Raw genomic sequence first — 15,517 nt, 5'->3', positions numbered from 1 at the left:
TAAAATACGGCGTATGCCGTATTTGTCATGGTGCGATATGAAAATGTGCTCCACACCAGTTCACTGCCCGAAATGTGGCGGTAATGACGTTAAAAGCTTTGGTTACAGTGTTCATAATGTTCCTCGCTACTTTTGCTGTAATGCTGAATGTGAAACCAAGTCCTTTATGCTTGAGTACCGGTATAAAGCTTATGAGCCAGGCGTTAAAGAAAAAATCGTCGATATGGCAATTAATGGTGGCGGCATCAGGGATACAAGCAGGGTTTTGGGAATCAATAAAAAAACAGTAATAAACACATTAAAAAAAGAGAAAGGCTTAGTTCAAGTTAATCCAAATATTCAGAAAATGGATCTTGGAACGGGTGCTGTGATTCACGTAGGCCGCGCCTGCCAAGAGGCAGAGATAGATGAACAGTGGTCGTATGTGTTTGAAAAAAGTAACCAGCGTTGGCTTTGGCATGCAGTTGATCATGCGACCAATACTGTTTTGGCTTACGTTTTTGGGAAACGAAAGGATGAGGTTTTCAAAAAACTAAAAGAACTTCTTGAACCATTTGGTATCAAGAAATTTTATACTGATGATTGGGGAGGGCTAAGTTCCTGTTAGCAGTTGGAAGCACCAATGTTCCGCAATTCTTCTGACGAGTTGGTCAGTATTTAACTTTACTGATGCAGTCAGATCACGCCTCCAGGCTAGGTAATGCGGGAGATAGCGGGTAGCAACACCATGAAATACACCGCCAATCCATGTTTTTAAGTTACTGTGGTAAGCATTGACATGCTGAATGTGGTAAATACCTTCGATAACATGCTGGCCAGCAGAAGTAACCAGCTCCTTGAACTCAAAACCAAGTTTCTCAGCAAGCTTTTCGTGGGCAAGGTGTGCATCGGCACAGACCGTACCTTCAATCGATATGCGGCCGTTTAAATGACGGCATAGTTCATTAGCACTTTCGTTTTCGAGTATGCCATCTACAGTGTTCTTCTCACGATCTCGAGCCACTAAAACCGGCACCTTTCGCGCTTTATTGGGATCATTGCCACGCTTCCGCGTAGGCCTTGGCAGGTCTTTTCTCTGACCTTTGAATGACTCTCGAAAAAAAGTCTCGTCTAATTCTGTAATGCCTTTGAGCTCTTCTGCCTGATCATTATTTATGACCTCAAGGAAGTGGTGACGCCAGCGGAACGCTGTTTCAAGACTAACGCCATATTCACTGGCCGATGCTCGCAATGTCATGGAGTAAGTCATCCCAGTTAGATAGTCATTCCATTTTTCGGGGTATCTAAGTCTTGCTAGAGGCGTACCAGAGAAAGCGTTAAAAGTAGCTTTACATGTCTTGCAACGGTAGCGCTGACGCTCGTTTTGAAAACCCCACCGACCAATATCATGTCCTTGGCACTTAGGGCAAACTGGCTGTTCTGCAAAGTGAGACAAAATGCAGGTTTCAAGTTCAGATGTAGAGTTTTTAGTATTGGAGGAGTATTCGCTTTCTATAGCGACAGAACCAATGGATTCTTCTGCTTCATCAGAACCTATTTGAGCATCTGTCATTGCTCTGCTGAGGGTTTCATATTGCTCAAGGGTTAATGTCGAAATGGCATCAACAAAATTCTTAAATATCTCGAATTGCATAACGCTGTGCCTGAAAACTAGAAGGCATGGGAAGTATAGCTCATTCAACTGCTAACACGAACTTAGCCATTGGGGAGCCTATGAACGTAATCTCGACGAAAGCAGACACATCATCGGAAAAGAAAATACTCAGAAAATTGAACGTAAAAACCTGAATTTTAGAACTTGGATTAAGCGTCTGGCCAGAAAGACACTATTCTTTTCAAAGTTAGAACAAATGCACGATATTGTTATTGGCCTGTTGATCAACAAAATCGAATTTGGCATTGACATCCATGAAATATGGGGCTTTTACAGGTTGGCTGATGGAAAATGAGGGGTTGCAACAGAAATAGCCTTTCAGGAAAGATTGATTTGAACAGATCAAAATTTCTGAAGGATCAGACATGTGTACAACACCCTCACTACGTCCTATGTTCGCATTTCCCGGCTGGGTAATCGAGCAGATTGATATTGATTGGGAAGTCAAACAAGCTTTTGTCTATCTCCGCAGGGATGGCCGAATTCAGCACGAGAAATGCAGTCAATGTGAAACCCCTATGGGACAAATGAAGACAAAAGATCGGTGTGTCCAGGATTTACCACTGGGAGTTCTACAGGTAAATCTTCTCTTCACAGCTTTTCAGGGCCGCTGCTCACACTGCAACAATATTGAAACCGTTACTATTCCTGGTTTAACTCCCAAGGCTCAGGCAACCGATCGCCTTAAACGACACGTCAGCCATTTATGTCGCTATATGCCCTGCGACAAGGTGCCTGAATTCATTGCTATATCCGGTGGTACTGCCCGTCGTTGGGATAAAGAGATGCTGCTGAGAATGCTTCCAGCTCCAAAGCGTGACGGTATTCGCGCTCTGCTCATTGACGAAAAATCCATTGGCAAAGGCCATCAGTATCTTACCGTTGTTCTTAACGCCGACTCAGGAGAAACCCTCTTCCTTGGTGAAGGCAAGCGAAAAGAGACTCTGGATGAGTTCTTGAGCAGCCTGACTGAAGAGCAAAAAGCGAGCATCGAGTGTGTTGGCATAGACCGTGGTGGCAGCTATCAGGCTTCGGTGAAAGAGCACTTGCCCAATGCGGATATTGTATACGACAAGTTTCACATTATTGCCAATTATAATGATGTGATAGATCAGATAAGGCGCAGGGAGTGGCGTCAGGCTGAAGAAGAGAACAAGCCCTTTATCAAGGGTCAGCGGTTCAACCTGTTCATGAACCCTGAGAACCTGACTCCAAAGCGAGAAAGCAGTCTGAAAGAGCTCTTGAGCATGAACGAGGATCTCAATCAGGCTTACATCCTGAAAGACATGCTCAAACAGCTATGGACGTACACGTACAAAGCGTGTGCCGGCAAGTTTCTGGATAGATGGATAGAGTTAGCAAAAGAAACCGGAATTGCAGAACTTAAGAGGTTTGCTAAGGGCTTGGACAGGGCAAGAGAGGGCTTGCTGTCGTACTGCCATCATCGTATAACCAGCGCGAAGATTGAAGCTTTCAATGGAGTCATCAAACGGATTATCTACAAAGCTTGTGGCTACAATGATCTTGATTACCTCTATCTTAAAATCAGGCAGGAGGCTGTAAAATGATCAGCCAACCTGTAAAAGAGCCTGAAATATAACAGGTTTGCCCCACTACCCTCTATTGTTTCAGGTTTTTTAGACGGTTGAGTTTGATCCAAATACTTGAAACTAAAAGTCATGAGTTCTCTATTTTGAACTACTTTTCTTTCGTTTCTTGTATTTTCTTTACGTGACCTTATCTGCCCTCTACTTCTGTCACGCTTACCCATTTAGGATATCCCCTATACTTGCGATAGAGCCAAAAAGGGGTATTGCACCGTACTTCCCTGAAAGATAATCTTTACTATAGCTGCCTTCTTTTCTCGTATAATGTTCTTTATATTCAATAAGTGAGTATATTTCACTTTCATTGAGGGCGTTTTTTTCAGTGAACCAAATTTGATCTCTTCTAAATAAATTTTTAGTCAATAAATTAGTATCATGGCAAGTAACGATCAGCTGGCTTGAGCCATGATTACTTGCATAGTAAAGATCAAGAATAAATTTACATAAAAGAGTGTGAAACTTGTTATCAAATTCATCTACAATCAAGACCTCTTCATTTTTTATCACCTCATATAAAGGGCCTAGCAAATAAATTAGTTTCTTCGTTCCTTCAGACTCCAGGGCAAGGGGGAACGAATAAAATTTATCAGTCTCAGGATTTAATTTAATAATCTTAATCAATTTCTTTTTAATATTATTTTTTTCTATAAAACCCTGAAGTTTGTTTAGAGCATCATCTAAGTCAGAGTCCTCTAGGGATTTTCTTTTAGTCGGTAGTGGAATTTTATCTTCTACTTCGTCAACGATAATATCTTCGATTTGAAGTGATTTTAGTATTTCAAGTGCCCACTCTTTAAAATCAGAGTTGTTTTCAAATAAACCTATTGTAAACTCTTTGAAACCATGATCATCCAAACCAGATATGACATTTAGGCTTTGAAACCAGTCGGTTACAACAACGGATTTTTCTCCATCAAACTGAGAGAGAACAGAGATAAATGGAACAAATGGCTTTGTTTTTTCAATATTCCATGAATCGCCATCTTTGTTAACGAAGGATCGCGCTTCACTAAATGAACGTTGGTTAAATGTTACTTTCTGACCTTCTCGGTGAAATAATTGAGTTTCTCTTGATGTTTTAGTCCAATAAAGCCATTCTTCAGCAATTAAACCTTTTTCAATAGAGATGCCATATCGATACATATTGCCGTTTGCCAAAAAAGTAACTTCAAATTCAGTCGGCTGATCATAAAGATCTTCTTTCAGTAAGAAAGGAATTGCATTATCTATTGCTTTGTCACTAATGGAGTCTAGTGACTCAAGCACAATTTTTTTTAAAGTAGCAATTGCTCTTGACAAGTTGGACTTCCCAGAGGCATTCGCTCCAAATATTGTGGCACTTTTTAAAACATTCTTAACACCATAAGAATTAATTTCTTTGATGTTGCTTAAGTTGAAATTTTCTTTTGTTGAAGTTGAAGCAACCATACTCAACTCCTGTTTGGAGTTGAATGATGTGAAATTTTGTAGAGAAAAATCTATAAGCATTGTTTATGGCATATATGAGGCTATGTTTGCTTAAACAGTAGCACTTAATAGCGATATTTGCAAAAATGTAACGATTTTGCTTGTTAAGTGATAGCTTGGCTAATATGTAGCACACAACGTCGCTTTAAGCCGCGCGCCGAAGGCGCATCGGTTTGAAGGTTTTGGGTACGTCCTGCATGGGCATTCACTGGCCTGATCTTGATAAGGATTTAAGCGTTAAGGGGTTATTGCTGGGGGTTCACTGAATAAGCGGATGTTTTCACGCTTTTTGAGCTCCCCACCCCTTGCATGTGACCTTCGCTTTCTATCACTATGTCCGGATCGGAGTTTTCAAGATAGTTGCCCCTGTCCGGAGTTGTTTTTCATGAGTGAATACAAGGATGTCGAACGTCCCCTGTTAACCCAGCTTTCATCAATGGGCTGGGACGTTTATGACCTGGGCTCAGGCATCCCTTCAGACCCGGCAACCAGCTTCCGCAGTAGTTTCAGGGAAGTGGTGCTGGCGGAGCAGTTTAAAAGTGCTGTGTTGAAAATTAATACCACGGAGGAGGGGACTCAATGGCTGACTCCGGAGCAGCTGGATGGATTGCTGGAAGACTTCACCGATTTTGGTACTGACAAATTACTTGGAGCCAATCAGGAGTTTCTGGAACGGCTCTACAAATGGCAAGTGGATAAGAACGAGCTGACCGGTGAGGACAGTCCGGTTGTCAAAATCATTGACTTTGAGCACTGGCAAAACAATACCTTTACGGTCATCAACCAGTTCCGCATTGATACTCCGGGGCATACCAAAGGGCATGTCCGTCCTGACATCGTTTTATTTGTGAACGGCCTCCCCCTCGTGGTGATTGAGTGTAAGGAGCTGAGCAGCAGTTGTACTAACCCGATGTTTGAAGGGATCGAGCAGTTGCGCCGTTATGCTGACCTGCGTGAACCGGAAACTTCGAAGAACCGGGAAGGTGAGCCAAAGCTTTTCTACACGAATCAGCTGATGATCAGCACCTACGGCGATGACTGCAAGTTCGGTACGATTACTTCATCAGAAGAGTATTACTTTAACTGGAAAACCATCTATCCGGACCATGAACCCTATCATGCTCCGGAAGTTATGCTGCATCGTTCTCAGGAGCAACTTGTGCAGGGAATGCTGCATCCTCAACGGCTGCTGGATATCACTCGCAGCTTTACCCTGTTTATGGCAGCGGGTTCAAACCGAATTAAAGTCATCTGTCGTTATCAGCAGTTCCGTGCGGTGCATAAGATTCTTAAGCGTATGGGGGAGGGGGAGACTTCTCTCCAGCGTTCGGGGGTTATCTGGCATACCCAGGGAAGCGGAAAAAGCCTGACCATGGTCTTTCTGGTGCGCAAGTTGCGGCGCATGCAAAGCCTGAAAGATTACAAAGTCCTGATGGTGAATGACCGCAGGGATCTTGAGGAGCAGCTAACCCAAACCGCTGGCTTGACCGGTGAAACCGTCGTAGAAATCAGCAGTAGCAGGGAAGCTAAAAGCAAACTGTCTTCTGATGCGTCCAACCTGAATATGGTGATGATTCATAAGTTTCGGGAGGAAGATGCCTCATTTCTGCCAGACAGTGTGCGTAAGGCGTTGTCTGCTGAGTATAAGGTGGCTTTGGATTCTGAGGATGAAACCAGAGTGGCGGAAGCCGCTGCCAATTATCAGGTAGAAGTCGCCTATTTTAATGACTTTGGTGTTATTAATGACCGTGATCAGGTTTTGATCCTGATCGATGAAGCACACAGAACACAGCGCAGCGGCAAAGGCAGAGCCAGTCTTTCTGATAACCTGTTTGATGCATTTCCCAATGCGACTCGCATTGCGTTCACCGGAACCCCGCTGATCGCCGATCATCACACAGACCCCACATGGAAGCGCTTTGGAGCCAGTCAGGGAGATGCCTATATCGACAAATATAAGTTGCAGGATGCGGTCGATGATAATGCCACGTTGCAGATTTTGTATGAAGGGCGTACCGCTGACACGGCGATATATGACCGGTCTGGCTTTGACACTAAATTTGAAAATCTGTTCAAAGACAGAACCGAAGAAGAGCTGTTGGAAATTCGCAAAAAGTATGGCGCAGAGGGCGATATTCTTGATGCTGAAAAGCGAATAGAAGAAATTGCCAATGATCTGGTCAGACATTACGTGCGCGGCATTATGCCATCCGGCTTCAAGGCTCAGGTGGTGTGTTCTTCCAAACAAGCCTGCATTCACTACCAGACCTATATTCGCAAAGCGATTACTCAACAGATTTCAGAATACGCAGCACTGGCAGCGACAGAACAAAACTCTGAAATACTGAAACGACTGAAGTTTTTGAAAACAGCGGTCATCATTTCCAGCGACGGGACGAATGAAAAGGCTGACTTTGTTGCTGCAAGAAATGAGTCAAAGAGCCTGGATGCCGTGGAGAGTTTCAAGAAGGCCTTCAACGACGACAAGCCTGAAATGCATATTCCGGCCTCCCGTGAACACCCACTCCGGTTTATCGTGAACGCCTATTCCGAAAAACCGTGAACACTTATTCCGCTTAATCGTGAACACTTTTTGCGAATTTCCGGAATCACTGTTCACAATGCCGGAATGAGTGTTCACGACACCGGAATGATTTCCGAAATGAACCAAAAAACCCTCCTTAAGCATTGATTTCATTCAACTTGTGCCGCTTTCCCTAATTCCACAACAACAGGGAAAGCGGCTATGCCAAAGGAAAAGAGGTTATCAATGCGCAAGATTCGGGAAATTCTTCGACTTCGCTGTGAGTGCAAACTGTCTACCCGGCAGATATCCGCCAGTGTCAGGGTGAGTGTCGGTGCGGTCAGCAAATACCTGAAATTGTTTGAAGTGTCCGGGCTCTCCTGGCCTTTGCCAGACAATATGGACGACTCCGCGCTTATAAACCGGCTGTCTCCTGACACGCCGTCCCGTAAGCATCAGGGCTTTATTGAGCCTGACTGGAGCGAGCTCCATAGCAGTCTTAAGCAAAAGGGCATGACCAAACAGCTGCTCTGGGAAGAGTACTGTGAGGTTTATCCCCACAATGCCTACAGCCACAGCCAGTTTTGCCATCGCTACAACGAATGGTGCAAAAAGCAGAAGCGCTCAATGCGCCAGCAGCACAAGGGCGGTGAAAAGCTGTTTGTTGACTACGCAGGCCTGACAGTTCCAATTGTCAGCAAGGAGACCGGAGCGACAACACCTGCGCAAATATTCGTGGCGGTACTGGGGGCATCCAATTACACCTATGCAGACGCTTCCTGGACCCAGGGCTCGGTGGACTTTATTGGCTCGCAGGTCAGGGCATTCCAGTTCTTCGGCGGAGTACCGGAAATGCTGGTGCCGGACAACCTGCGCAGCGCTGTCACCAAAGCCTGTCGCTATGACCCGGAAATCAACCGCAGTTACCAGCACATGGCGGAACACTTCGGCTGCTCCATCCTGCCGGCGCGCCCCTACAAGCCAAAAGACAAGGCCAAGGTAGAAGTCGGCGTACAACTGGTAGAGCGCTGGATTCTAATGCGCCTGCGTCATACGACGTTCTTCTCCCTTTCCGAACTGAACTGGGAAATACGACGCCTGCTGGAAGAGCTGAACAGCCGGCCATTCAAGCAGCTGCCCGGCTGCCGCCGCAGTCAGTTTGAACTATTGGACAGGCCTGCGATGGCACCGCTGCCCAGGCAGCCCTTTGAATATCTTGAGTTCAGGATGGCCAAGGTCAACATTGACTACCACGTTCAGTTCAGCAGCCACTATTACTCCGTGCCTCACCAGCTGGTGAGGGAGCAGGTGGAGATCCGTGGCAGTCACAACCGACATTCACCACCCAGCATGACATTTTCCTAATACCTGCTATCTATTATCAGATAAGCAAATATCAAGAAGCCTTGTTATGCCTCCTATTCAATACCGCTCTCAGGTCATGGATCATCTCGGTCTAGTGGCTGGAATGTGCAAAGAGCTGGGCATTGCCGACCATATCGACAGGCGCGCGCCCAAAGTATCTGACGAATGGAACATCTCCCACGGTGAGGCCGTTGTCGCGATGATTATCAATGGCCTCGGCTTTACGGGGCAGTCTCTCCACATGTTCCCTCAGTTCTTCTCCAATAAACCCCTCGATAAACTGATCAGAGAGGGGATTGAGCCCGAACACATAAACGACAAAGTTCTTGGAAGAGCACTGGATGAACTGTTTGAACTGGGTGTCAGTAAAGTCTATTTTGAGCTGGCTATCAAGGTGGCTACGCATCTCAAATTGCCATGTGATGCACTCAACCTTGATGGCACAGGATTTCACGTCGATGGCCGTTATAACAGCGAGGAGGAAGTCAGTGACGAAGACCTCAATTGCATCAGGCTTTGCAAGGGCTACAGCCGAGATCATCGTCCTGACCTGAACCAGGCCATATTGCTCCTGCTGACCGAAAACCGGGCAGGCATTCCGATGTTTATGAAAGCAGCCAGCGGTAATGTGACGGACAAGACCAGTTTCAAACAAGTGGTTTCTGAGCATATAAAGAGCTTCAAAGCGGCACTGAATGCCCGTTACTTCATCGGTGATGCCGCATTGTATGTGGCTGAAACCGTTCAGGAACTGAGTCAGCAGGATCAGTTGTTTATCTCCAGAGTTCCTCTCAACATTGGTGCAGCCAAAGAACTGGTTCAAAGTGCGCCATTGCGCTCAATGGTTGAGGTTGAAGGGTTTGAGCATTACGAATCTGTAGAGACTCTGTCTGACTATGCAGGTGTCGTACAACGTTGGGTACTGTTTCGAAATAATCAAAGCCAGAAAACAGAACAGAAGACACTGACAAGGCGTATGCAGAAAAAGTCCCTGAAGGAATTCAAGGAACTTGAGAAATTGGGCAAGAAGCCATTCTGTTGCGAATCGGATGCCATGGAAGCTTTCAAGCTATGGCAAAAACAGTCCGTATACTGCCAGGCTGAACCTGAGATCATCGAGAGTCCCTGCTATAAAACCAAAGGCCGTCCTGCTGATGGGACAGTTCCCGACCACTATGAATATTATGTGACAGGCTCCTGCGCGGTTGCTGTACAGACTCGTCGTGATGCAGAAGCATCGTTGGGTTGTTTTGTTCTGGCAACCAACGATACAGATACAGCCCGGCTTGACGCTGGCGAACTACTGAGGACGTATAAATCCCAGCAGCAGGTTGAGAGAGGTTTTCGCTTCCTGAAGAGCCCTGATTTTCTGGTGTCTTCACTGTATCTCAAAAAACCTGAGCGTATTGAGGCCCTGTTAATGGTGATGACACTCTGCCTTATGGTCTATGCTGCAATTCAGCATCGAATCCGCTATGAACTGAAAAGGCAGAGCCGAACGTTCCCGGACATGAAGAAGAAACCAGCCCAGAACCCAACGGGCAGATGGGTTTTCCTGTGCTTTGATGGGATTCATGTGCTGTCGGTTAACGGGACGGAGAAACACATGGTTGGAATATCGGAGAGGCAATCGACGATCATTTTTATTTTGGGCTCAACGTACCAAGAAATTTATTCCTGAATAGGGTGGTGAATGACGGGTCACAACACTGTCCAGATTCTCTACAAGGGCAAGCCCGTAACCAGCCACGTCCGGCAATACTCAGAAGGAGGTTTCACCACCAAGCCGGAGCATATGCCTAAAAGCCACCAGAAACAGCAACAGTGGACACCGGGAAGACTGCTGCGCTGGGCACAGAAGCTGGGGCCGCAGGTTCTGAAATTTACCCGACAACTGTTGGACGACAAAAAGCATCAGGAACAGGCTTGCCGGGCCTGCCTGGGGCTATTAAACCTTGAGCGTGAGTACGGACAGAAGCGGCTGAACGCTGCCTGTGACCGTGCGATCAAAACCGGAGGTCGCAGGGTAGGCAACGTACGCTCCATCCTGCAATCAGGGCTGGACAAGGTGCCTGTTGAGCAGCCACCGGAAAACGACAGCCAGCGAGTCACCATCAGCCATGAAAACATTCGTGGTGCAGGCTTTTACCGATGAGGAGCAGAACATGATTAACCAGACGATGACCCGGTTACGCAGTCTGCGGCTCAGCGGCATGGCCGAAGCCCTTGCTCTGCAGCAGGAGCAGCCCGGTACTTACGAAGGCCTTAGCTTCGAAGAACGTCTTGCCCTGCTGGTTGACCAGGAGGACGCAGACCGCAACAACAAACGGCTGGCCAGGTTGCTCAGGGCGGCCCGGTTCAAGCTGTCAGCCACGCTGGAAGGCATTGATTACGAACAGCCACGGGGCATAACGAAATCCCAAATGGCGACACTGGTCACCTGCGAGTGGCTTCGGCGAAAACAAAACCTCCTGATCACGGGCCCCTGCGGCACAGGGAAAAGCTGGTTGAGCTGTGCCTTCGGACACGGAGCTTGCCTGCGGGGGCTCAGTGTTCGCTACTTCCGCACCTCAAGGTTGCTGGAGGCCATGACTGTTGCCCACGGTGACGGCAGTTACAGCAAGCAACTGAAACAGCTGGCCAAAGTAAACCTGTTGATTCTGGACGACTGGGGACTGGAACCACTAAACCAGAGCCAGCGCAACGACCTGCTGGAAATCATGGACGACCGACACAACCAGAGCTCAACCATAGTGACCAGCCAGCTGCCAGTGTCGAAATGGCATGACAGCATCGGTGACGCCACCCTGGCAGACGCGATTCTGGATCGCCTGACCCACAACGCACACCGGATAGAACTCAAGGGAGAATCTATGAGAAAAATAAAAGCAAAACTGGATGATCGTGAACACGCAAGCTAAAAATTAAGAGAGGCAATGCTTAGGGAAGCGGAGGTGTTCACGCTTTCCGGAGAAGGTGTTCATTTTGACCGGAATATGCATGAAACGGGCGTCGCCTTTTTGATCGTCTGCGATATGCTGCTGACAGGCTTTGACGCTCCGATTGAACAGGTTATGTACATTGATAAACGACTCAGTGAGCATAATCTGCTGCAAACCATCGCGAGGGTGAACCGAACCTACAAGGAGAAAACAAGGGGCTACATCGTTGATTACATCGGTCTGACGGAAAACCTGAAAGAAGCCCTGTCGCTTTATGCCGGTGAGGATCAGGAAGACCTTCTCAATGGTTTGCAAAGTATCGACAGTGAAGTGCCTGTTCTGGAAAGCCGTTATCGTCGGCTATTGCAGCTGTTCCAGGAAGGTGGAGTTAGTCAGATAGAACGGTTGGTCAACCAGAAGTTATCACCGGAAGATCATTATCAGGTTTTGCTGGCAGCGGTGGAGTTATTGGAAGATATCCGCCTGAGAGACAGTTTCAACGTTTATCTCAAGAAGTTTCTGCAGAGTATGGATATTGTTATGCCTAATGCTTTGGCGAACCCGTACAAGCTGCCTATGTACCAATTTGTTCATATTCAGGCCAGGGCTCGCGAACGGTATAAAGATGAGACTATGAACTTCCATGGTGTCGGCCAGAAAGTGCGGAGTCTGGTCAATGAGCATCTGATTAGCCTGGGAATGAGCCCCAGGGTGAAACCTGTTGAGTTGTTCAGCGATGAATTCATCAAGTCAGTTAAAAAAGAACCTGACCTTAAGGCCCAGGCCAGTGAGATGGAACACGCTATCCGCAAGCACTGTAAAGTCAGTGCCGATGATGACCCTGTGTTCTACAAAAGCATGAGTGAAAAGCTTGATGAGATCATTAAAAAGCACAGTGATAACTGGGAACAGATGGCACTCAAGCTTGGTGCATTAAGGGATGAGATACTGGCAGGTCGTGGCCCTGATGCTAAAGTGGAAGACCCGTTCTTCGATCTGATCGTGAGCCTGGCTTTTAAAGATGGCGATATGGCAGCACACATTGATAAGGTAAAACTGACCATTGTCGCCATAATGGACGATCTGAATGAGCATATTGGCAACCTTGATTTCTGGGAGCGGGAAGATTTAGTGGCAGAGCTACAGGGCAAAATCAAGAAACGCATGATCCTCAGTAAGGTTCCCCAGCTGAAAGCTCAGAGAGAGCTGTTGGCTACAGAGGTTGTGGCGTTAGCACGAAGAAGAGAAAAAGATATTTTGGGTATGACTACCGGTGAGTGATTCCAGTACTGATAACGAAGCCAGCCTGCATCAATATCAGGATATTCAGTACAGCCTGAAGCAGAGCAACCGCAAGACAACCAGTTTGTTTATTGAACGGGATGGCTCTGTTACGGTGCGTGCTCCTCTGCCTTATGACATGGCGAAAATTGAGAGCATTATCGAGCAGAAGCGCAGCTGGATTTATCGCAACCTGGCGGAATGGGAAGACCTGAACCGTGTGCAGGTTCATCGGGAGTTTGTAAACGGCGAGGGCTTTCTTTATCTGGGGCGCAACTACCGCCTGCAGCTGGTTGATGAGCAGGATGAAGCGCTTGTTTTAAAGAATGGGCGCTTCCTCCTACGTCGGGATCACGTTGATTCCGGCATGGAAATTTTTAAAAACTTCTACCGGACTAAAGGGCTGGACAGGATCAACCAGAGGCTTACTCACTTCGCACCTAAAATGGGTGTCACCTTTGGTTCTGTCAGGGTTATGGAGTTACAGCACCGCTGGGCTTCATGCACTAGCAAAGGCGATCTTAATTTTCACTGGCGCTGCCTTATGGCTCCTCTGGCCGTGCTGGACTACATCATTGTTCATGAGCTTGCCCACCGGTTACACCGCAACCATGACGCTAGATTCTGGGGCACTGTTGATAAGGTTTTGCCGGATTATCAGAGGCATGTCAGCTGGCTGCGGCATAATGGGTCAGGGATGGGGTTGTAGGGAAACTGCGTGGGAGTTAGAGACCATACAGGTTACCCTGCATGGAGGGTCAGCTCATACCTCCAGAGTATGAAATTATTATTTTTTTAAATAATTGTCCTTTATATGTTTTCTTAATGGTGGTGATATAACGGCCAAAACAGTAATACAAGTAACCAATAAGGTAGAAGACCAAAAATTAACACTCATCTGTTCGTTGGTTAATGCAAAAATTGTAGCCAGTGAACTTGCAGGCAATAGCAAAGCTGCAATCAAGGATATAAACAATAATACGGAGTCATTCGTTTCTTGCTTTTCCTGACGCCACAAGGCGTAGCTGTATTCTAGTTCCGATAATGACTTTTCCTCGATTTTATCCAGTCCGGCTTCATCACAGAGGTATCTGTATAATTTTTCTGCGAAAGGGTATGTCGAGATATGTGACATTTTATACTGACTGCGGAAACTGGATATTTTTTTAAATAAAATGGTTTTTTCTTTGTGGTTTTGAAGAATCAACTCATCTTTGAAATAATTGAGAGAAATTTGTTGGAAAATAACTATTGCGAATAAATCCAGATAGTAATGGTATTCATAAAGATTATATTGTAGCGAAGAAATGCCTGGTGTTTCATCAAGAAATACAAAACGATTTAGATTGAACTGGCAACGCCAGTCTTTCCAGTAGGAAAACTGACGTTTCTGAAGGTTTACAATTTCTCTGTCAGAAAGGGTGTATCTTGGGTTAGATAGGTCAATTCCAGCACTTAATTGACTGACACATAAGTTTTCAGAACTGTGTTGTTTTTCCTTCTTGATCCAGCTGCAATTTATAAGCTCATGACCAAAGGCATCTTCCCCATAGTATTGATGTGAGCCAATACTTTGCAGGTGCAAAGTCTGTATTGTGACACCTCTGTTTTTGAGGTGTTTATGAGCAAGGTTGACGGTCGCAAAATTTCCCACGAAGTGAGAGAAGCCATTCGCATGGAAGCTATTCAGAAATGGCTTGATGGTGCGACTGTAAAGAGCCTTGCTGAAGAGTATGGAACTGATGAATCCTGCATCTATCGGTGGACTGGAAGGTACCGCGATGGCGGGATGGAAGCCCTAAAAACTCGACCCATCGCCCATAGCAAAAACGCTAAGCTCTCACCTGAGCAACGAGAGTCCCTGACCCAAATCATTCTGACCAAAGACCCAACCGCTTACGGATTTTATAAAACGCTCTGGTCGAGGGATATTCTAGCCTCAGTAATAAAAACAGAATTCGATGTAACCATGCACCCTGCAGCCGTTAGTAAGATGCTCAGGAGAATGGGATTAACTCCTCAGCGGCCGGTGCGAAAAGCCTGGCAGCAGAGCAAAAAAAAAAGTACAGGAGTATCTGGATATACGCTATCCGACCCTTCGCAAACTGGCTGAAGAAAAGAAAGCAATTATCTACTTTATTGATGAAGCCAGCATACGCTCTGACTATCACAGTGGCACAACCTGGAGCCGAAAAGGCTATACGCCGACTGTCACAAAGACAGGAGCCCGGTTTGGCATCAACATGATTTCTGCAGTGAGTGGTGAGGGACATATGCGCTACATGACCATTCCTGGTCGCTTCAACGCCGATGTTTTCATCAAGTTTCTGAAGCAAATTGTCAGTTCTCATGATCGTCCGGTTATGGTCGTAACAGATGGACACTCGGCACATAAAGCCAAGAAGGTGATGAAATATCTCAGCAAGGAAGAGCGGCTGTTGGGTATCCAGATACTGCCTCCGTATTCTCCGGAACTGAACCCCGTAGAACTCATTTGGAGTGTATTAAAGTCGGGCCGCATAGGTCGTATGGCGTTGAAAACCAAAGATCAGTTTCTCAGAGCGGTCAGTTCTGGTTTGAAATCCATACAGAGGAAGAAAAAGATGATTTTAGGGTTCTTCCGAGCTGAGAACACTGCCTATGCTTGCTTAGAAAAAGTTCATGCATAGGGTGTGCG

General features: G+C 46.3%; 15 protein-coding genes and 1 pseudogene. 13 read left to right on the top strand and 3 right to left on the bottom strand.

Annotated elements, in window-relative coordinates:
• Window positions 1–37: 37 nt before the first annotated feature.
• Window positions 38–607, top strand: coding sequence for an IS1 family transposase (locus tag NX722_RS15370; RefSeq protein ID WP_262563715.1), 570 nt, complete (start codon window positions 38–40; stop codon window positions 605–607).
• Here the strand turns inward: NX722_RS15370 and NX722_RS15365 are convergent.
• Window positions 593–1,633, bottom strand: a complete 1,041-nt coding sequence (locus tag NX722_RS15365; protein WP_322740909.1) for an IS1595 family transposase — start codon at window positions 1,631–1,633, stop codon at window positions 593–595. The two genes, NX722_RS15370 and NX722_RS15365, sit on opposite strands and share 15 nt — an antisense overlap.
• A gap of 79 nt (window positions 1,634–1,712) precedes the next feature.
• Between NX722_RS15365 and NX722_RS15360 the strand changes: the two are divergent.
• Together NX722_RS15360 and NX722_RS15355 are read left to right on the top strand one after the other, a co-directional pair.
• Window positions 1,713–1,949: pseudogene (locus NX722_RS15360) on the top strand (IS1 family transposase); the annotation flags it as partial.
• 70 nt (window positions 1,950–2,019) lie between these two features.
• The gene (locus tag NX722_RS15355) at window positions 2,020–3,222 is read left to right on the top strand and encodes an ISL3 family transposase (RefSeq protein ID WP_262563714.1); all 1,203 of its coding nucleotides are present in this window, start codon (window positions 2,020–2,022) and stop codon (window positions 3,220–3,222) included.
• A gap of 195 nt (window positions 3,223–3,417) precedes the next feature.
• On the opposite strand, the gene NX722_RS15350 is transcribed toward NX722_RS15355, so the two are convergent.
• A complete protein-coding gene (locus NX722_RS15350) occupies window positions 3,418–4,689 on the bottom strand; it encodes an AAA family ATPase (RefSeq protein WP_262563712.1) in 1,272 nt (423 codons plus the stop codon).
• Window positions 4,690–4,901: 212 nt separating this feature from the next.
• Between NX722_RS15350 and NX722_RS28890 the strand changes: the two genes are divergently transcribed.
• The 8 genes from NX722_RS28890 to NX722_RS15315 all read left to right on the top strand — a co-directional run bounded on the left by NX722_RS28890 (window position 4,902) and on the right by NX722_RS15315 (window position 13,549).
• Window positions 4,902–4,994, top strand: a complete 93-nt coding sequence (locus NX722_RS28890) for a DUF2442 domain-containing protein (RefSeq protein ID WP_407647999.1) — start codon at window positions 4,902–4,904, stop codon at window positions 4,992–4,994.
• 119 nt (window positions 4,995–5,113) lie between these two features.
• The gene (locus tag NX722_RS15345; RefSeq protein WP_262563710.1) at window positions 5,114–7,291 is read left to right on the top strand and encodes a type I restriction endonuclease subunit R; all 2,178 of its coding nucleotides are present in this window, start codon (window positions 5,114–5,116) and stop codon (window positions 7,289–7,291) included.
• A 183-nt stretch (window positions 7,292–7,474) separates the two neighbouring features.
• Window positions 7,475–8,617 carry an IS21 family transposase gene (istA, locus tag NX722_RS15340; protein WP_407647998.1) on the top strand — a complete coding sequence of 381 codons (1,143 nt, stop codon included), beginning with the start codon at window positions 7,475–7,477 and terminating at the stop codon, window positions 8,615–8,617.
• Between the two features lie 46 nt (window positions 8,618–8,663).
• Window positions 8,664–10,298 carry an IS1634 family transposase gene (locus NX722_RS15335; RefSeq protein ID WP_262563709.1) on the top strand — a complete coding sequence of 545 codons (1,635 nt, stop codon included), beginning with the start codon at window positions 8,664–8,666 and terminating at the stop codon, window positions 10,296–10,298.
• 12 nt (window positions 10,299–10,310) lie between these two features.
• Window positions 10,311–10,772: a hypothetical protein gene (locus NX722_RS15330; protein WP_262563708.1), complete on the top strand. Its 462-nt coding sequence runs from the start codon at window positions 10,311–10,313 to the stop codon at window positions 10,770–10,772.
• 10 nt (window positions 10,773–10,782) lie between these two features.
• On the top strand, window positions 10,783–11,538 hold the full coding sequence (gene istB / locus NX722_RS15325; protein ID WP_262568678.1) for an IS21-like element helper ATPase IstB: 756 nt from the start codon (window positions 10,783–10,785) through the stop codon (window positions 11,536–11,538).
• A gap of 15 nt (window positions 11,539–11,553) precedes the next feature.
• A complete protein-coding gene (locus NX722_RS15320) occupies window positions 11,554–12,840 on the top strand; it encodes a type I restriction enzyme subunit R domain-containing protein (protein WP_262563707.1) in 1,287 nt (428 codons plus the stop codon).
• Complete coding sequence (locus tag NX722_RS15315) at window positions 12,833–13,549, top strand: M48 family metallopeptidase (RefSeq protein WP_262563706.1); 717 nt, start codon at window positions 12,833–12,835, stop codon at window positions 13,547–13,549. Before NX722_RS15320 ends, NX722_RS15315 begins: the two co-directional genes overlap by 8 nt.
• Before the next feature lie 78 nt (window positions 13,550–13,627).
• Here the strand turns inward: NX722_RS15315 and NX722_RS15310 are convergent, their stop codons facing one another.
• Window positions 13,628–14,425 (bottom strand): hypothetical protein, encoded by a 798-nt coding sequence (locus tag NX722_RS15310; protein ID WP_262563704.1) that lies wholly within the window; start codon window positions 14,423–14,425, stop codon window positions 13,628–13,630.
• 36 nt (window positions 14,426–14,461) lie between these two features.
• Between NX722_RS15310 and NX722_RS15305 the strand changes: the two genes are divergently transcribed.
• Both NX722_RS15305 and NX722_RS15300 read left to right on the top strand, forming a co-directional pair.
• Entirely contained in the window at window positions 14,462–14,953 is a 492-nt protein-coding gene (locus NX722_RS15305; RefSeq protein WP_262563702.1) for a helix-turn-helix domain-containing protein, read from the top strand.
• Window positions 14,916–15,509 (top strand): IS630 family transposase, encoded by a 594-nt coding sequence (locus tag NX722_RS15300; RefSeq protein ID WP_322740969.1) that lies wholly within the window; start codon window positions 14,916–14,918, stop codon window positions 15,507–15,509. Before NX722_RS15305 ends, NX722_RS15300 begins: the two co-directional genes overlap by 38 nt.
• The last annotated feature ends 8 nt before the right edge of the window (window positions 15,510–15,517 follow it).

This window comes from Endozoicomonas gorgoniicola, assembly GCF_025562715.2.
Classification (GTDB): Bacteria; Pseudomonadota; Gammaproteobacteria; order Pseudomonadales; family Endozoicomonadaceae; genus Endozoicomonas_A; species Endozoicomonas_A gorgoniicola.
Note: the sequence above shows the minus strand (reverse complement) of the source record. Positions and strands in the feature narration are given on the sequence as shown.